We start from the raw sequence: 17,928 nt of genomic DNA on the forward strand, positions 1-17,928 counted from the left end.
AGGGCGGTTTAATTGTCCTGCAAATCTATTAGCGAACTGCAACGAAACCAGCTTGCTCAATTGCTTTTTGTCCCTTGTCAGTTAATAAAAGTTTGGCGTAGGCATCCCCAATTTGCTGTTCTCGCCCCTTATTCTGCTTAATAATTACAAACAACTCAGCAGTAATTGGATAGCTACCATTTTTGATCGCCTCAGTATTCACTTGGTTGCGCTGACGTAGACAATTCTCAGGCGAAGCCATAGGTTCGCGGTAAGGTGCAATTAGATTATCAGAAGTGCGACCCAATGGTAAAGCCTTGACACTACACTGAGGTACTACTGAACGAGCAGAAGCGAAATATATACCACCAGGGGTTTTGCTCAGTTGGCGCACTGCCTCGGTACTTGAGTAGACATACTGTACATTGGAGCCAAGTTCTTGCCTTTTCAAGTTGTCATTGCTGGAAAATATAACTGTATCTGCGTTTTCTGGTCGTTGGGAGAAAGGTGTGATTGGTAGATTTGGCCCACCTACTTGTTCCCAGTTAGTAATTTGCCCAGAATAAATCTGCTGTAATTGGTCAACAGTTAAACCCGTTACTTTGAGTGATGGGTTGACTACCACTGCTATCCCATCAATGCCTACCTGACGTTGCTCAAGGGAAAAGCCTTGCTCTTTTGCAATGGCTTGTTCTTTATCTGTCAAGGGACGGGAAGACTGAGCAAAATCGAGTTGTCCATCAAGCAACATCCGAATACCTGAGCTAGAGCCAGGGCTACCATTAGCAGGGTCTACGTAGTTTAATTGTAGTTCAGGGCGATCGCTCTGAATCTGAGAATCTACCAATTGCCGGATAGATGCCCAAGCTGTACTACCACCGTAGTTAAATGAGCCAGTGGGGACATCAGCAATTGTCTGAAAAGTTGATGCGGTAGTAGAGAGAGTGTTTAAACTTTGATTGCTGGCAGTGTTAATACTGTTCCGAGATGATAAATTTGGTTTCAGTAACCACCAAAGCAATCCACCAATAACCATAAGTGTCAGTACTTTACCAATAATCAAACCTCTAAGAAAGAGAGCGATTTCGGCGTTAATTAAAGCTTTTCTTTGGTTTGTATTGTCCATATGTTTAAATTTTGTTTAGTTTATTGTATTTATCCTACAGTAATTTATAAGTATTTACTCTATAATACCTTCTAAGTATTTAAGCCATCAGTAAAGCTTTAGTAAAGTAGTTAAGAGCTATTAATTTAATTGCGAATTGCGAATTGGTTTTCTTCTCGCCTACTTACTTAAATGTTTCTTCTTATATAGTGAAATTTAATTTGTTCTTTGGTAAAGTTGGCAATAGTGTAAGCTGATGCGCGTCTAAAGTATATAAACACTCTTGATGATAGTTGACTGTTGACAGGTTTTCAGTCACCAGTCATCAGGTAAATGTACAAATTAAATGCGTAACAGCTTAGTTGCTTTTAGAGAATCGTTTTTGACTGCTAAAGTATTGATACTAGTTAACTGCGAATCATCAATAAATTTTCTGATGAGACTTTTTAATTGACTAGGCTGGTTGGGAATCGATGTATTTGTATTAATAAATGTATAGATTAAAATTAGTACTATCAAACTGGTAGCAGCACCAAGCCCTATTCCGAGAAACAAAATAAAGTTTCTATAACTTAGCCAACAGTTATCAACACTGTTTTGGTTGATCCCAGCAGATTTTGATGACTGTGACCACGCTATATCTGAATTAAGCGCTGCCAAAGCTTCTGCGGCAGACTGGTAACGTTGACTACAGCGATCGCAAACCATTGTGTCTAAAATATCTGCAAAAGCGTCACTTACTTCTGCCTGATGACGCCACATAACTTCTCCGGTTGTGGGGTCTTCTTGTAGTTGCTCAGGTATTAAGCCTGTAAGAGCTTGAATACCAATCATACCTAGTGCATAGATATCGCTAGAAAGTTTTGGCTTTCCCTTTGCCTGTTCGCTGGGCATATAACCAGGAGTTCCAACAATCACTGTTAAACTGGCTCCTAAAGCACCAATTTTCTTTATGCTGCCAAAGTCAATTAACACAATCTTGCCATCAGAGTACCGCCGCATTAAATTTTGGGGCTTAATATCTCGGTGAATAATATTGTGTTGATGAACGAAGACTAACACTTCCAAGATGTCTTTTAATAACTTCAAGACTGTATTTTCGGTCAGACGTTGACCTGGGATAATTTCTTGAGTTAAGGCATGACCATCAATATATTCTTGGACTAAGTAGAAATCCCCATCTTCATCAAAATGGGCAAACAATCTAGGAATTTGATCGTGGTCGTTACCCAGCTGGTATAAAACTTCTGCTTCCCGAGCAAATAGTTTTTTCGCGATCGCACCAACAGTAGGATTAGGATCTTTTGGGTGGAAATGTTTGACAACACAATGGGGACGTCCTGGTAAATCTAGGTCTATAGCTAAGTAGGTATCCCCAGATCCTCCGCTTCCTAATTGTTTGATCACCTCAAAGCGATTACGAAGTATTTTTCTGACAACAGACTGCTGATATCTATTACTTCTTGCAGTTGCTACCAAGTAGTTTCTACCAGGTTTTGCGCTTTCCAGCACTTTAACAGTCTCAAAGCTACTCCTGAATGTTTTTCTAATGAGAGGGTTCTGGCTCATGTGGCGTATACTACCTGCTATTTGCTGACCATTCAGAGGTGGGGTGAATTTGTGAATAACTACCCCTAGATTTCTTGGTATTTATAGACCAATACAGTTAAGTTAAGCATTTCTTACTTATGTTCGAGACACTTTGCGAAGGAGTCTTTCTCTGCGATACGCTGTGCGTGGCTTGCTTCTTTAGACGAGTACGCGGTTCGTTAAAAAAATAACTTTGACAAAAAGTTTTAACCTTTACTGAACCGTATTGATTTATAGACAGGGATTTTCCCACACTTCATATGCTTTAGAGCAGTTTTATGATTAACCGCTTAATTCGTTGATTACCTATTTTCGTAGGTATTTTAATTTTTTAAATTATGAATAATTTTAGCACTTAAGTAAATTTAACACTAGTCTAAAGTAGAGCAGTTTACAACTTAGTTGTCAAACATTAATAATTACTAGTGGTCTGTCCCATTAGTTACTAGAGGTGAACTCATGCTTAATTTTTCTTCCTTTGCCCTCTTTGCGTCGTTTATGGTTCGTTCTCTTAATCCTCAAAATTAATGGTACAGACTATTACTAGTAGTTCGCCAAGGAAACTTGGCGGGGTAAAGGGTAAGGGGAAAAGGGAAAAAGGGAAAAGGTTTTAATTCCTTCCCCCAACCCCAGTCCCCTTTTCCTAGTCCAAACCTAGCAATTTTGGGTTGGCAGACTACTAGTCTGTCGCAAAAGTTTTGAAGGGTTATAAAAGTTTATAGTAAGCACTTCAGTGCTTAAAATTGAGCGATACATCGCTCACTACAAACCCGTCAAAATTAATCGGACAGACCGACGCGATCGCCTAAACTATGAATCAGGCCTTCACTGGACCACCTGAAGCAACTTTAATAACGCTCTGAACAGTAAATTACGTAAAATACTATTAAAAAAGCCCCCCAAAGGGAGGCTTGTTAAGTTGTCCGCGTGGAGTGAACAACTAATAATTAATACTCACAGTAGATATATCAATCCGAACAAAATAATCCAAATTACATCAACAAAATGCCAGTAAATTTCCGCAGCTTCGATACCAAAGTGTTTTTCATTACTGTAGTGACCGGGTACGCGCGATCGCCACAACACAGCAAGAATCGCTATAACGCCGATAGTAACGTGCAATCCGTGGAAACCAGTCAAAACGTAAAATGCACTGGCAAATAAATTCGTAGTTAAACCAAATTCTAGATGAGTATATTCATATACTTGTCCTGCCAAGAAAATAGCACCCATTGCAGCAGTAATTGCTAACCAGATTCGCGCACCTCGCGCATCGTTCTTTTTAATAGCAGTGTCAGCATTGTGCATGACAAAACTACTAGAAATTAGATTGATGGTATTAACACCGGGTAACAATAATTCTAATTCTGGGGTGCCTGCTGGAGGCCACGCTGGTAAGGTAGCACGGAAAGCCAAGTAGGCTCCGAACAACCCCATAAAAATCATCCCTTCAGCAATTAGGAAGACAAACAGCCCAAACAAGCGATGATCTGGGTGTTCTTCATGATGACCAAGTGTTGCTTCCACTGCGTGGTGATGATTTAGTTCAGTTTTAGCTGGGTCAATTGTTTGACTTTGCATGAATTTTGATAATTGTAGAGTGGGGATTGGGGAGTGGGGACTGGGTATTGGGGACTGGGTATTGGGGACTGGGTATTGGGTATTGGGTATATTTGAATTTATTCCCTAGTCACCAGTCATCAGTTCCCAGTCCCTAATCCCTAGTCCCCAGTCCCATTATTTCCTGTCTTCGGGATTAGCAGCAACCGCTGGATCGGGTTCTGCTCTTAAAACGGAGTTTGGACCACCAGACAAGATTGGATTGGGATCGTATAAGGGTACACCTTCTTTAGCTTTTTCCAAGCCGTAATCGTAGGGGCCTGTAGCCAGTACTGGGGTTCCCTCAAAATTTTCGATCGCTGGTGGTGAGGTAGTCATCCACTCTAAGGTTAATGCTCTCCAGGGATTATTACCAGCTTTCTCTCCGTACAACCAACTCCAAATCGCATTGAAAATGAAGGGGAATGTCGAAATTGCCAGTATGTAAGAACCATACGTGCAGATTTCGTTCAGTGTCGTGAATTTGGGGTCATATTGAGCAATCCGGCGGTTCATGCCCATTAACCCTAGCTTATGCATGGGTAAGAAGGTCATGTTTAAACCAACAATTGTCAAGGCAAAATGAACCTTACCCCAAAATTCGTTCACCATCCGTCCCGTCATTTTCGGGAACCAGTGATAGATGGCAGCAAAAATCCCCAGAACACTACCACCAAACAGTACATAGTGCAAGTGTGCAACGACAAAATATGTGTCGTGGACGTGAATATCAAAAGGCACTGCTGCCAACATGACGCCACTGATCCCGCCAATTACAAAAGTGCCAACAAAGCCAATGGCGAATAACATCGCACTGTTGAGTTGGATTTTTCCACCCCACATGGTTGCTAACCAACTGAAAATTTTAATTCCTGTGGGTACGGCAATGATCATGGTGGTGATCATAAAAAACATCCGCAGCCAGCCGGGGATACCACTGGTAAACATGTGGTGTGCCCAGACGATTAGCCCTAAAAAGCTGATAGCCAGAGATGAGTAGGCGATCGCTTTATAACCAAAAATCGGCTTGCGGGAATGAATCGGAATAATTTCGGAAATTGCGCCAAAAAAGGGCAAAATCATGATGTATACCGCCGGATGGGAGTAAAACCAGAACATGTGCTGGTAAACTACCGGGTCGCCGCCACCAGTTGGGTTAAAAAATGTCGTCCCAGCAATTAAGTCAAAAGAAAGCAGAATCAGACCTGCTGCTAATACTGGGGTTGATACCAAAACTAGTGACGAAGTGGCGAACATCGCCCAGCAAAACAAAGGCATTTTGTGTATGTCCATGCTGGGAACACGCATCTTCAGCAATGTCACCAGGAAATTTATCGACCCCAAAATTGAGGACGTACCTAGCAGCAAGACACTCATAATCCAGATGCCTTCACCAACTTGACCTGTTACCAAACTCAGGGGAGGGTAAGAAGTCCAACCTGCATCCGGTGCATCACCCACCACTAAACTAGCGATGAGTAACACACCCGCAGGGGGAATCATCCAAAAAGCAACAGCATTCAGCCGAGGGAATGCCATATCTTTTGCCCCAATCATCAGGGGAATTAGATAATTAGCAAATCCGGCTCCGGCTGGCACGATCCACAAGAAAATCATGATTGTGGCGTGGAGCGTGAATAAACTGTTGTAAACTTCTGGCGTGACAAAATCGACTTCTGGGGTTCGCAGTTCTGTGCGAACCAAGTCAGCCATGACGCCGCCAATACAGTAGAAAATAAACGAAGTGACTAGGTATTGAATCCCAATCACCTTATGATCGGTCTGAAAACCAAAGAAGTCCTGCCATTTTCTGATCCCCGGTTCCTCAAGCAGGGCGGGGATATTGGCATTTTCTTGCAACTGAGCTTGTGTCATGAGAGTGCTGAGTGCCGAGTGCTGAGTTATTAGTTTTGAGGTAGACTCTTGACTAAGAATTTTAGATTTTAGATTTTAGATTTTTATTGCTTCATGCCGTACCCTTGGCGGAATAAATCTGAAATTGTCAATCTAAAATCGGCAATCCAAAATCCAAAATTGGTTGACTAATGGTGAACTTGATGGAGGATTTCTGGCTTAATTCCCATGTTCTTGGTGTAAGGGGCAAGAAATTCATTTGGGGAGAGATTGGCAGGGTTAACTGCAACGGCTCTATTTAGAGTTTCTTTGCTAGCAACTAACTGCTCTTGTTGCCATTTCTCAAATGCTTCTGGTGACTCAACTATTACAGATGCTCTCATCGCGCCGTGGTAGGGGCCACAAAGTTCAGCACAGATTAGAACATAATCACCTGCTGTTTTCGGCGTAAAGCGAATCTGACTTTGCCTACCGGGGATCGCATCTTGTTTCAGGCGGAACTCTGGCACCCAAAAGGCGTGGATGACATCATTGGCTGTCATGTTGATGTCCACTTCTCGCCCGATGGGGACGTGCATTTCACCTGTAGTTATCCCAGTTTCGGGATAGGTGAAAATCCAGGCATACTGTAGACCAGTGACGTTGACTCGCAATGCCGGGGGTTTTCCTGCTCTATCGGGACTTCCCCCAATGGTAGGAGCAACGATACCAACACCTGGAGCATTCTGCTTTTGGGGGATTTGGTCAGCATTGCGAACTGCTGCGGTAGCTGGGTCTTGCATCGCCTCATCAGATTTTTCTTGATTGAGGTTAGGTTCGGTGCTAGGAGGAGTATCGCTCAAAGTTGCCGCGATCGCACTTCCATGCCCATGCATTTTCATCGACTGCTGACTAATCGGGGCTTCATGAATGGCATGGGGATCGAAGCCACCGATTTCGTTGTACACATCAAAACTGTAAACAGAAATGCCGATAACGATAATTGCTGGGATCGCCGTCCAGAGGATTTCTAGAGGTATATTGCCCTCAACTGGTGGCCCGTCTTCATTGTCACCTGCGCGCCGACGGTATTTAAATGCAGAGTAAATTAAAACACCTTCGACTATCAGAAATATACCTGTAGAAACGATCATCATCGCATTGAAAAGACCATCGACTAAGACGGCTTCATCAGTTGCTGCTGCTGGCAACAGACCGTGATTTTGACCGTACCAAATGCTGGCTAGAGTTAGTACGATGCCAATGAGTAATGTCCAGATTGAATTTGGAATCTTCACGGCTTACTTAATTGAATTTACTACGTTATCTCAAACCTGCTCACTTACTAAGGTAGTCTAGGCTGTAAGACATGGAATCCAAAGGTCTGAAATTTTCATTAATTTTTTTAACTATTTTACTAATTTTGAGTACAAGGTGACTATTGGCAAGGAGCGGGAGAGCAGGGGAGGTAGGGGAGGTAGGGAAAGCAGGGGAGGAAAGAGGGTTATTTATTGTTCAGTAATTCTTTCTCCTTTTGCCTCCTGCCTCCTCCTAAAATCAGTGAAAAAATTTAAGGAAAAATTTAGGATGGTTAAATTAACTGCTAGTAATCAATTTCTGACATCTTGAAAAATAACTAAAGCTTCAGCAAAACCTAGCTGGAGTGATTCAAAGTATAAGTGAGTGCCAATCTATAAACCCTTAGCCTATACGCTAGGGTGAAGATAGGTGAGTATTGAAAATTAAGAATCTATTAGAGATCCACCAAGACCGGGCGGAAGGTACTGTTCATGAACGAAATTGTCCTACAACAACAAAATGAAGCGGCAGTTGAGCAGCAAAAGCCCAAAGAAATGATTCGTCGCTTGGTGTGGAAAATGTGCATAGCCACTTTGATTTTGATGGCAATCGGCTCTGCCACCCGCGTGATGAATGCTGGGCTTGCTTGCCCAGACTGGCCTTTGTGTTATGGCGAACTGGTGCCAGCCAAGCAAATGAACTTCCAGGTATTCTTAGAGTGGTTTCACAGATTAGATGCAGCTTTAATCGGTGTCAGCGCGATCGCCCTTTGTGGTTTATCCTGGTGGCGTCGCCAGTCTTTACCCACCTGGCTGCCTTGGGCATCTACATTCGCCCTGTTTTTAATCGTCTTTCAAGGCGTTTTAGGCGGACTCACCGTCACCGAACTGTTGCGGTTTGATATTGTTACCGCCCATTTGGGAACGGCGCTATTGTTTTTCACCACCCTCCTGATCATCGGCACAGCCCTCACACCCTATCAGGGAACTGGAACTGTTGGTAAGTTGCCTTGGATAGGTTTAACTGCTGCTGTTTTGGTTTATTTCCAAAGTATCTTGGGTGCTTTAGTCGGATCTCGCTGGGCGGTACACCAATGCTTCGGCGATTCTCAACTTTGTACTGTAATGTACAGTCATATTGCTGGTTTGGTGCCGCCAACCGTGGCAACCTTGGCAATGGTATTTATCAGTTGGCGGACACCAGCACTACATCCAGCCTTGCGGCGACTGGCAAATATGGCTGCTGCTTTGTTGACATTACAAATTTTGTTGGGACTCGCCACTTTCAAATTACATCTCCAAGTTGAGCCTCTCACCGTCTCTCACCAAGCTGTAGGAGCTGCTTTGCTCGGTACTTTAGTGGCTTTCACAGTTTTATCACTGCGTGATTCAGTGAGTGCTGAATCGCAAGTGCTGAGTCACGAGTGCTGAGTGCTGAGTAGGACATTGGGCATGGGGTAAAACAGTGCTGAGTGCTGTTAGCGGTAGCGGGGCGTTTAGCCTGTGCTGAGTTAAAACTTATTTCCCCCCTGCTTCCTCTGCCCCTCTGCCCCCCTCCCTGCTTCCTCTGCCCCTCTGCCCCCCTCCCTGCCCCCCTGCCCCTCTGCTCCTCTGCTCACTTGACCGGGGGCTGCATATAATTTGTTGAAAAATAAGGAACCAGAGCCAACATGATTGAGACTAATGTCTCTCGCCACCACGAAACTTTTCTCCAAGTAATTCAAAGTTACTACCAGCTAACTAAGCCTCGGATTATTCCGTTGCTTTTGATTACCACAGCTGGCAGTATGTGGATTGCCGCTAAGGGACAAGTAGATCCATTGCTGTTACTCGTAACTCTGACTGGTGGCACCTTGGCTGCTGCAAGTGCCCAGACAATTAACTGTATCTACGATCGCGATATTGATTATGACATGGAGCGGACGCGCCATCGTCCGATGCCTTCCGGTAAGGTGCAGCCACGCGATGCTCTCATTTTTGCGATCGCCCTAGCGACAATTTCCTTTACACTCTTAGCAGTATTTGCCAACCTATTAGCCGCTCTATTAGCCTTCTCTGGCATCGTCTTTTATATTTTGGTCTATACCCACTGGCTCAAACGCCACACCACCCAAAATATCGTTGTTGGTGGGGCGGCTGGAGCAATTCCGGCTTTGGTGGGTTGGGCTGCTGTCACAGGTACATTAAGCTGGTCAGCGTGGTTAATTTTTGCCATCGTCTTTTTGTGGACACCGCCCCATTTCTGGGCTTTAGCTCTCATGATTCGGGATGATTACGCAAAAGTGGGGATACCAATGCTACCTGTAATTGAAGGTGACACAGCAACAGTACGGCAGATTTGGTATTATACACTGGTGACAGTATTTGCAACCGTGTTATTGGTTTATCCTTTGGGCGCAAGTGGAATTCTTTATGGTGCGATCGCCCTAAGTCTGGGAGGATTATTTATCCACAAGTCTTGGCGGTTGTTGCGAAATCCAGAGGATCGCGCTGTAGCGAAAGAGTTGTTTCTCTATTCCATTTCCTACATGATGCTGTTGTGCCTGGGAATGGTAGTTGATAGTCTTCCCATCACCCATAATCTAATTAGTGCAGCGATCGGTAAACTGCATTTTATGAGTTAGGGGATGTACAATTTAGCGATCGCGTTGGTAGAATGGCGCGATCGCATTTTCAGAAATTTAAATTATACATAATTAGAGTTTCTCGTATTTGTTTGCGATGTCTACGACGGGCTACGCCTACGCAAGTAAAATTTTACTTATAACCAAATTAATTAAAAAGCTAAATAAAGTTGTAAAAAAAAATAAATGTTGATAAATTACATTCGTACAGCAATGCACAAAGCAACTTATGAGTTGCTTGAGGAAGGAACTTTTTATGGCGAAATTCCAGAATGTCAAGGAGTCTGGGCAAACGCTGCAACACTAGAAGCTTGCCGGGAGGAATTGCAAGATGCTCTTGAAGGATGGATTATTTTAGGATTGCGTTTGGGTCATACTCTACCCATACTCGATGGTGTTGACCTGAATTTCACCAAAGAGGTTGCCTAATGCCACCCTTTGGATCGATTAATCGGCGGGATCTGATTCGTTACCTGAAAGATCTAGGTTTTGATGGGCGTTACCCAGGTGGTAAGCATCAATACATGGTAAAAGGTGAATTAAAGCTGACAATTCCCAATCTCCATCAAGGAGACATCAGTCCAAACTTACTAAATAGAATATTACGTCAAGGTAATATAAGCAGAGATGAATGGGAGGCGTTATAAATTTATGCGTGATCGCTCATGAGACAATAATCTCTAGTGCGATCGCACTAGGAGCTAACTTAATTGATTCTGGCTGTAAATACAATTGAATTCCTTCTTTAATATTTTCCAAAGCTTCTTCTTCAGTTTCTCCTGCTAAAATATAGCCCAATCGCCTGTTTCTAGGTCTGATTCAAGAATCACGCGCCATTTCATAGCTAATCCTCTGGGATGTAAACTACTAAATTTTACTTAATATTACATTTTTCGAGTTGCGAAATTAGACAAGAAAATCTAGAAGTCCAATTACTAAACCCCTGACATAACATAAAAATTCCACTTGGTAGATGTCCTTTAGGTGCTGATAAAGTGAAGTCAAGGTCACTATAGTTTTTCCAATAACTTTTCATACACCATCCCACGCTATTACCAAAATCACACCAGATTTGATAGCTATTAGAAGATTTTCCCCCAATGCTATCCCAAATTAACCTCTGTACAGTGAATCCAAATTTTCCATAGCTGTAATCGACCCAGAGGTTGTTTGTTGTGTGTATTAGCTGATGGTGGAATCTGCTAATATATCCTAAGTCAAACCACTTATCTATTTCTCGACCATATACTTTGAGAAAGAGAGCCATAGTTTCTTCATCAGCATCTCTCCATCTTTGTTGTCTTAATAAGTTCTCCAGTTTTTTGTAATCTAACTGCGCGAGCATACGATAATTTTGTTGGTTAGATGTATTAGTTTTTATATATTTTCCATATCTGGATGTAGACGATGCATAAATTATCGGATTAAAATTTTTTATTACCTCATCAACAGATTGATAGCGTTCCTTCACATAATCCTGAATTAACTTATCTAAAATTTGCCCCAGTTGAGAAGTAATACTTATACCTTGTGGTAAGTATTTTCTCCAAATCCAGCAACCCCTGAACGCATCATAAAGTTCATTAGAAGCACCTGTTTTTGGAAAACACTGAGTCATTAGCCGAATACAAGTTACGCCCAAACTATAAAGGTCGCTTGCAGGGAAAACTTGACCGCGCATTTGTTCGATTGGTGCATATCCAGGTGTTCCAACTGTTGTTCCAACACCTAAAACAGTTACATTCATCTGTTTAGAAACACCAAAATCAATTAATATTAACTTGCCATCCTGCTGCCGACGCATAATATTTTCTGGTTTGATATCCCGGTGGATCACACCGCGTTCATGAATGAACTTCAGGATAGGCAATATATCAGCCAAAAGCTGTTTGATCTTTTCTTCACTAAAGGCTCCCTGCTGCTGTAATTCTTGTAATAAATTCTGCCCCTCAATCAACTCTTGCACCAAATACAGGCGCTTATCTTGTTCAAAATAAGCAATTAGGCGGGGAATTTGTGGATGTTCACCTAAGTCATATAGTCGCTTTGCTTCTTGCTTAAATAACTCTGTAGCTTTCTCAAGTGCAGTCGTTCCTTGAACTTGCGGGACAAATTGCTTAATTACACAAGGTTCATCTATTTTGTCTGCATCTCTGGCTTCATAAGTTCTACTAAATCCGCCATCACCCAAAAGTCGTATTACCCGGAAGCGATTTCTGAATAATAGTGTGAGTGTTTCCCCACACTTAATGCAAAACTTATTGTCATCAGGATTAAAGGGATTTGAGCAGTTGGGATTGGAACAGTAAAGCATATTTGGAAATTGATCGGTAGATAGTGCCATGTTAGTTTTCCCATTTTCTGCTTAGTGGATTTCATCACTCTCTGTTTTTGAGTAGATTTACTTCTAGTGGCGTCTACAGTTTCAATTTACTTTTGCTAACGTAGTCATATAGGGTTTAACACTCCCCAGAACGAGGTTTTAATATGGCTCATTTAAATCAGCGTCGCTCCCAAAATGTCAACGGCGATTTTTATGTAGATACTACTTGTATTGATTGTGATACCTGTCGCTGGATGACTCCGGAAGTGTTTTCTCGTGTTGATGAACAGTCGGCAGTTTATCATCAACCAACGAACGAGACTGAAAGATTAGCAGCACTAGAAGCACTTTTAGCTTGTCCTACTAGTTCTATTGGCACAGTTGAAAAACCAAAAGATATCAAAGTTGCTCAACAAAGTTTTCCAATATTAGTAGCCGAAAATATTTATCACTGCGGGTATCATTCTGAGAAATCTTACGGTGCTGCTAGCTATTTTATTCAACTTCCAGAAGGTAACATTTTGGTGGATTCTCCCCGATTTACGCCGCCTTTAGTGAAGCGTTTAGAAGAGATGGGGGGAATTCGTTATATGTATTTAACTCACAAGGATGATGTCGCAGATCATCAAAAGTTTGCCGAGCATTTTCAGTGCGATCGCATTCTCCACGCTGATGATGTTTCTGCGGATACTCGCAATGTGGAAATACAGCTAACTGGTTCCGAAACATTTACTTTGACTGAGGATTTATTAATTATCCCAGTTCCGGGTCATACCAAAGGACACACAGTTTTACTTTATAAAAACAAGTTTCTTTTCACTGGCGACCATCTCGCTTGGTCAGAAAGATTACACCAACTGGCTGCATTCCACGGTTTCTGCTGGTATTCTTGGTCAGAACAGACTAAATCAATGCATAATTTGGCTAATTACTCTTTTGAGTGGGTGCTACCAGGTCATGGCCGCAGGTTTCATGCTGATAGGGAAATCATCGGTCAACAAATGCAAAAGTGTATTGATTTGATGGAATCTTTGAAGTAGATTTGCTGCTGAGAGTTGCTGATTTGGGTGTCAGGTTAAAGTCTCGATAAAAAATGGGTAATCACTTGTCATTAAAATCTCTAGGTGTCAGCCCTGACGATCAGTCTTAAAGCGAACATGATGTGACTCCCTACCTGACCACACCCAATAGACTCGGAATTCTATAGATTGAAACTGGTAAGCTAAGAATCATTCTAATTCCATCCCCGCGTCTGCCATTCTCGGCGTCGCTGCGTCCTAGCATCATGTCTGCGTTGGAGGTGAAGTAAAATATTAGCTTTGGTCTAAGTAATGGAGGTTAGCGGACTCGAACCGCTGACATCCTGCTTGCAAAGCAGGCGCTCTACCAACTGAGCTAAACCCCCGTAAAATAAAAATAGCAAGTAACTTTGTTTCACCTCGTTATTATAACTTATATTTTTCGATTACTAAAGGGATGAAGCCAGAAAATATTCAAGTTGTCGCAGCACTGTATAAATTTGTTAAACTGCCAGATTTTGCCGAGAAACGAGATCCTCTGTTGTCTTACTGTCAAGCGCAAGGTGTCAAGGGAACAATTTTGCTGGCAGAAGAAGGAATTAACGGTACACTTGTCGGTTCGCGTCATGCCATCGATTCTGTACTCTGCTTTCTGCGTTCCGACCCTCGTCTAGCAGACCTAGAACATAAAGAATCCTATACCAAAACTCCACCTTTTGAGCGGATGAAGGTGCGCTTGAAGGCAGAAATTGTCACTTTAGGGTTGCCGGAAATTGACCCAAATGAACGAGTCGGCACTTATGTCACTCCTCAGGAATGGAATGATTTAATATCCGATCCAGAAGTAACTTTGATTGACACCCGTAATGATTATGAGGTGAATATTGGTACTTTCCAAGGGGCAGAAAATCCCCAAACTGAGTCATTCCGGGAATTTCCTGATTATGTGCGCCAGCACCTTGATCCAAGGAAACACAAAAAGGTTGCTCTGTTTTGTACAGGCGGCATTCGTTGTGAAAAAGCTTCATCCTTTATGCTTGCCCAAGGCTTTGCAGAAGTCTATCATCTCAAAGGTGGCATTCTCAAATATTTGGAAGAAGTTCCAGCACAAGAAAGTTTATGGGAAGGAGAATGTTTTGTTTTTGATGAACGGGTAGCTGTAAGTCATGGGTTGGAGAAAGGAAGCTCTGAGCGTTGCTTCAGTTGTGGGTGTCCCATTTCTGAAGAAGATAAAATCTCTCCCAAGTATGAGCTAGGTATCTCCTGTGTCTATTGTTTCGATAGCCTAACTGATGAGAAAAGAGCGCGTCAGCAGCAAAAATGGCGACATTATCAAACGCAACTTGCTAATTACAAAAATCGAGATGTTAGGTAATACATTGGGCATTTGTCATTGGTTATTTATTAATTTTTCTCCTTTGCCTGTCCATCCCTCTCCTTCACCAGGTATTCTCAGGTTGGCATAGTCGCCGGCTAGTTGAACTTGTGATGGTGGTAGGTGTAGAACTGCACAGCATCTTTGAACTGCGGCTTGGTACTCTCGCCATTGCTTACGGATGGCTCTACTGGCAGTATCGTTACCTAAGTCTGAAAATCTTAGTCCTGACCGAATTAGCCAAGATTCTACATCAGTTGTTTCACCAACTCCTTTCGGAATGGGATTAATCTTATCCATAAGTAGTCTCTAATACAAGCATTAAAAATTTATAGTTTCACTTTAAGAGAAACTATAAATAATAGCCAATACCATTTTTTCTCAAAACAATAAATAAAAATGATTAAAAAATGGGTCACATCCAAGTGTGTAAACTCAGATGTGACAGAATAAATCGTGGGCGGGTACGCGATCGCGGCTAGAATACATCATTATCAGCTGTTATCTAGCTTGTAATCATTAGAAGCGATAGCCCAATCCAGCTTGGAAGCTGACAGCATCAGCATCACTGTTTCTGTAGGCGTCAATACCCCATTTTGCATCACCATAGGCGATGACATTTTTGCTAACTTCTGATTCCAGTCCAAGGGTGACTACAGGTGCATTTCGATTACCTAATGGGCTGTTTTGACCTTCATCAGTTACAAAAGAATAACCACCACCGACATAAAGATTAGTGTCTTTGGCGATGGGTGCGTCGTAAGTGACTATGGGCATAATGGCAGCAGAATCACCATCGTATAGCACAGAACCCCGCACTGAAAAAGGTGTCTTAGGAACGGCGTAGCGTCCTTGAACATTTCCACCAAGTTGTGCTTCATCGTTTCCTTGTCCGCCACTGGTTGCACCAGCCGCAATACCAGCACCAATGTAATTACTGTTAGTACCTGCTGTTTGAGCAGAAGCAATACCACCTGAAAGGATAATAGAAGCAACGACAAATGCGGAAGCAGCTAATTTTGTAAGTTTCATAGAATTCTTCTCACTAGAATTAAGTAAAATCAATGTTCTCTAGTACTAGAATCTCTTTTTTTACAAAATGTAACCTCGTACAGCTGGCTCACCCAAGAGGCTGAATTATTATTCACCCACTTGGGTGTACTAACTCAAATATTCAAATATCGATAAATTTTAGCTTGTACTATTCAGATTTACGTAAAAACTGATTAATTTGAAGTTGCAGTTTCTCTCGTAATTGTTGCGCTTGTTGATAAGCTACTGCACGCTCTTTCTTGGAGTGAGTGTCTAATTCTGCTGGTTCTAGAGGCTGAATAAAGTAACGCAGACGAGTTCTCATTGCCCAAATTCCCATCGAGGGAAACAGAAGTAAGAGAAACATCAAAGGCGATAAAGGCAAGAATGGTAATTTGACTAGTCGTTGCAATTTGCTTAAATTAACAGCCCAAGGATGCAGAAATTCACTACCGATGCAAACTACTGGGAGAATGGGAACATGATAGCGATCGCTTAACTGAATAAAGCTGACATCAAACTTTTGCAGTTGATAGCGTTTTCTCCAACCTTTCTCAAGTCCACGTATACCTTCGGGTGCATATAAAAGAATTTTACCTTGAGCGATCGCCCCCTCAAAATCATTTAATTCTGCTCGGACACCACCTAAAACCTGTGACCATTTCGGTGGTAACCACCAAATCACCCAAGGATGCTCAAATAATGCTCGACTTGCTAAAGGTTGTAGTCGCCAACCTTTAGCTTCACTTAATAAATAACCCAAGGTCAAAAAGTCCCAAGGAAAACACATCCCTGCGTGATTCATTGCTACAATTAATGAGCCTGTTTGCGGCAAGTTTTCAATTTGCTGCAATTCTCCCCGAAAATAATATTTAACTATGGGGCTAAGAATTTCTTCCCGAAAAGCTTGTTGATAGTTAGGATCGAATTCACCAACTTCTTGGCGTGGTGAACGACAACCGAGACGCAACCAACGGCTCAGCATTGCTAGATAAAATCCGCCAGGAATTAAAAATAATCCATATTCTGGCCAATTCCAACCATCTGGATCGGTGTGATAGTTTTGCCAGTGGCGGTTGAATAAAATCAGCCAGCCTGGAGGATACCAAAGACAAAACCAATCAAACCAACTAAATCTGTACCCTTGACCTGGTAATTTTTCCAGTTGAGTATTTAGAAGATTTTCCGATTTTTGATTAATCAAAATAGCAGTAATAATAAGCCAACAATTTACTTAGCAATCTATTATAGCTTTAAAGCTTTGCTATTGGCATCTTACTCTAGAAGGAAGAATAACTACATAGAGCGTTTTTCAGGTAAATGAGGTACATAGGTAGGGACACAACAATGTTCATTGGTGTCAATTTCAGATTAAACAGCTGTTCAACAAACCTTCTACGCCTCCCGTTTCTAAGGCTATGGTGTACACAAAACTTGGGATCTAGCCAGAAAGCTCTCATGTAGAGACGCGATTTATCCCGTCTAACTGCGATGTTAGAGAGACGCGATAAATTGCCGTCTCTACAATAATTAATCTTCAAGGAAATCAAAACCGATTGCGATGTTTTACAACGTAATAGCACTGCATTTTTGGCGGTGGTTAATATCGTAAAATAAATTAAATAACCTTAAATAATACTATTGCAACATCACAAATCCCAGAAAAATTAATGTTTATTTTATAGAAACCTGCCACAGGCGTTTGCTTTCAATAAATTTTTCTGGCAATACTTGAAAACAGCGAACAATTAAATCAGTGAACTTGTAATAACTGATATTAGTTAGTGTTTGACCAAAAGACGGAATTAATAATTGATCGCTGATAACTAATGATTTTTCTAATTCTTCCTCAAGCTGGAGACAAATGACGCGACACGTGTCTTAATCTGCTGACTATGGAACTAGGAAAGCCGCTAAAGATTGCCGATTTAATCCGCGCACTTCGCCAGCAACTGCATCTGTCTCAGGAAAAGTTTGCAGCGAGGTTAGGAGTCTCCCTGCGGACAGTCAATCGCTGGGAAAACGGATCTACAGTGCCTTCGCAGATGGCACTAAAGCTAATTGAAGAAATGTTACAGAAGATGGGTGAATCAGGGAAAAGACAACTAAGCGAGTATCTCTCAAAAGGTGAGCAGAGGGAGGACTCTTAAA

Annotated in this window: 17 protein-coding genes and 1 tRNA gene; 7 read left to right on the forward strand and 11 right to left on the reverse strand. The window is 42.1% G+C overall.

Annotated elements, in window-relative coordinates; all coding sequences use genetic code 11:
* Positions 1 to 28: 28 nt before the first annotated feature.
* The 5 genes from ACFG4S_RS30690 to ACFG4S_RS30710 all read right to left on the reverse strand — a co-directional run bounded on the left by ACFG4S_RS30690 (position 29) and on the right by ACFG4S_RS30710 (position 7,404).
* Positions 29 to 1,105: a PstS family phosphate ABC transporter substrate-binding protein gene (locus tag ACFG4S_RS30690; protein ID WP_392532658.1), complete on the reverse strand. Its 1,077-nt coding sequence runs from the start codon at positions 1,103 to 1,105 to the stop codon at positions 29 to 31.
* Positions 1,106 to 1,426: 321 nt separating this feature from the next.
* Positions 1,427 to 2,596 carry a protein kinase gene (locus tag ACFG4S_RS30695; RefSeq protein ID WP_392532659.1) on the reverse strand — a complete coding sequence of 390 codons (1,170 nt, stop codon included), beginning with the start codon at positions 2,594 to 2,596 and terminating at the stop codon, positions 1,427 to 1,429.
* 1,032 nt (positions 2,597 to 3,628) lie between these two features.
* Positions 3,629 to 4,255, reverse strand: a complete 627-nt coding sequence (locus tag ACFG4S_RS30700; RefSeq protein ID WP_392532660.1) for a heme-copper oxidase subunit III — start codon at positions 4,253 to 4,255, stop codon at positions 3,629 to 3,631.
* Positions 4,256 to 4,411: 156 nt separating this feature from the next.
* Positions 4,412 to 6,148, reverse strand: a complete 1,737-nt coding sequence (gene ctaD, locus ACFG4S_RS30705) for a cytochrome c oxidase subunit I (RefSeq protein ID WP_392532661.1) — start codon at positions 6,146 to 6,148, stop codon at positions 4,412 to 4,414.
* A gap of 167 nt (positions 6,149 to 6,315) precedes the next feature.
* Positions 6,316 to 7,404, reverse strand: coding sequence for a cytochrome c oxidase subunit II (locus tag ACFG4S_RS30710; protein ID WP_392532662.1), 1,089 nt, complete (start codon positions 7,402 to 7,404; stop codon positions 6,316 to 6,318).
* A 492-nt stretch (positions 7,405 to 7,896) separates the two neighbouring features.
* Here ACFG4S_RS30710 and ACFG4S_RS30715 point away from each other — a divergent pair, with 492 nt between their 5' ends.
* The 4 genes from ACFG4S_RS30715 (at position 7,897) to ACFG4S_RS30730 (ending at position 10,675) form a co-directional block, all read left to right on the forward strand.
* On the forward strand, positions 7,897 to 8,835 hold the full coding sequence (locus ACFG4S_RS30715; protein ID WP_392532663.1) for a heme A synthase: 939 nt from the start codon (positions 7,897 to 7,899) through the stop codon (positions 8,833 to 8,835).
* A 239-nt stretch (positions 8,836 to 9,074) separates the two neighbouring features.
* Positions 9,075 to 10,028, forward strand: coding sequence for a heme o synthase (locus ACFG4S_RS30720; RefSeq protein WP_392532664.1), 954 nt, complete (start codon positions 9,075 to 9,077; stop codon positions 10,026 to 10,028).
* A gap of 186 nt (positions 10,029 to 10,214) precedes the next feature.
* Complete coding sequence (locus ACFG4S_RS30725) at positions 10,215 to 10,457, forward strand: type II toxin-antitoxin system HicB family antitoxin (RefSeq protein ID WP_392532665.1); 243 nt, start codon at positions 10,215 to 10,217, stop codon at positions 10,455 to 10,457.
* Positions 10,457 to 10,675 (forward strand): type II toxin-antitoxin system HicA family toxin, encoded by a 219-nt coding sequence (locus ACFG4S_RS30730; protein ID WP_392532666.1) that lies wholly within the window; start codon positions 10,457 to 10,459, stop codon positions 10,673 to 10,675. The genes ACFG4S_RS30725 and ACFG4S_RS30730 overlap by 1 nt, the downstream gene beginning before the upstream one ends.
* Before the next feature lie 16 nt (positions 10,676 to 10,691).
* Here the strand turns inward: ACFG4S_RS30730 and ACFG4S_RS30735 are convergent, their stop codons facing one another.
* Both ACFG4S_RS30735 and ACFG4S_RS30740 read right to left on the reverse strand, forming a co-directional pair.
* The gene (locus ACFG4S_RS30735) at positions 10,692 to 10,826 is read right to left on the reverse strand and encodes a hypothetical protein (protein WP_392532667.1); all 135 of its coding nucleotides are present in this window, start codon (positions 10,824 to 10,826) and stop codon (positions 10,692 to 10,694) included.
* A gap of 76 nt (positions 10,827 to 10,902) precedes the next feature.
* Complete coding sequence (locus ACFG4S_RS30740) at positions 10,903 to 12,372, reverse strand: GUN4 domain-containing protein (RefSeq protein WP_392532668.1); 1,470 nt, start codon at positions 12,370 to 12,372, stop codon at positions 10,903 to 10,905.
* A 143-nt stretch (positions 12,373 to 12,515) separates the two neighbouring features.
* Here ACFG4S_RS30740 and ACFG4S_RS30745 point away from each other — a divergent pair, with 143 nt between their 5' ends.
* Positions 12,516 to 13,391: an MBL fold metallo-hydrolase gene (locus ACFG4S_RS30745; protein ID WP_392532669.1), complete on the forward strand. Its 876-nt coding sequence runs from the start codon at positions 12,516 to 12,518 to the stop codon at positions 13,389 to 13,391.
* 292 nt (positions 13,392 to 13,683) lie between these two features.
* Here ACFG4S_RS30745 and ACFG4S_RS30750 read toward each other — a convergent pair.
* A tRNA-Ala gene (locus ACFG4S_RS30750) sits at positions 13,684 to 13,756 on the reverse strand.
* A gap of 71 nt (positions 13,757 to 13,827) precedes the next feature.
* Between ACFG4S_RS30750 and ACFG4S_RS30755 the strand changes: the two genes are divergently transcribed.
* Positions 13,828 to 14,745 (forward strand): rhodanese-related sulfurtransferase, encoded by a 918-nt coding sequence (locus tag ACFG4S_RS30755; RefSeq protein WP_392532670.1) that lies wholly within the window; start codon positions 13,828 to 13,830, stop codon positions 14,743 to 14,745.
* Positions 14,746 to 14,760: 15 nt separating this feature from the next.
* Here ACFG4S_RS30755 and ACFG4S_RS30760 read toward each other — a convergent pair whose 3' ends face one another.
* The 3 genes from ACFG4S_RS30760 to ACFG4S_RS30770 all read right to left on the reverse strand — a co-directional run bounded on the left by ACFG4S_RS30760 (position 14,761) and on the right by ACFG4S_RS30770 (position 16,981).
* The gene (locus tag ACFG4S_RS30760) at positions 14,761 to 15,045 is read right to left on the reverse strand and encodes a hypothetical protein (RefSeq protein ID WP_392532671.1); all 285 of its coding nucleotides are present in this window, start codon (positions 15,043 to 15,045) and stop codon (positions 14,761 to 14,763) included.
* A gap of 219 nt (positions 15,046 to 15,264) precedes the next feature.
* Positions 15,265 to 15,777, reverse strand: coding sequence for an outer membrane beta-barrel protein (locus ACFG4S_RS30765; RefSeq protein ID WP_392532672.1), 513 nt, complete (start codon positions 15,775 to 15,777; stop codon positions 15,265 to 15,267).
* 169 nt (positions 15,778 to 15,946) lie between these two features.
* The gene (locus ACFG4S_RS30770) at positions 15,947 to 16,981 is read right to left on the reverse strand and encodes a 1-acyl-sn-glycerol-3-phosphate acyltransferase (RefSeq protein ID WP_392532673.1); all 1,035 of its coding nucleotides are present in this window, start codon (positions 16,979 to 16,981) and stop codon (positions 15,947 to 15,949) included.
* A gap of 691 nt (positions 16,982 to 17,672) precedes the next feature.
* On the opposite strand from ACFG4S_RS30770, the gene ACFG4S_RS30775 reads away from it, so the two are divergent.
* Positions 17,673 to 17,927 (forward strand): helix-turn-helix domain-containing protein, encoded by a 255-nt coding sequence (locus ACFG4S_RS30775; protein ID WP_392532674.1) that lies wholly within the window; start codon positions 17,673 to 17,675, stop codon positions 17,925 to 17,927.
* Position 17,928 lies beyond the last annotated feature (1 nt).

It is taken from the genome of Nostoc sp. C117, assembly GCF_043099735.1.
Classification (GTDB): Bacteria; Cyanobacteriota; Cyanobacteriia; order Cyanobacteriales; family Nostocaceae; genus Nostoc.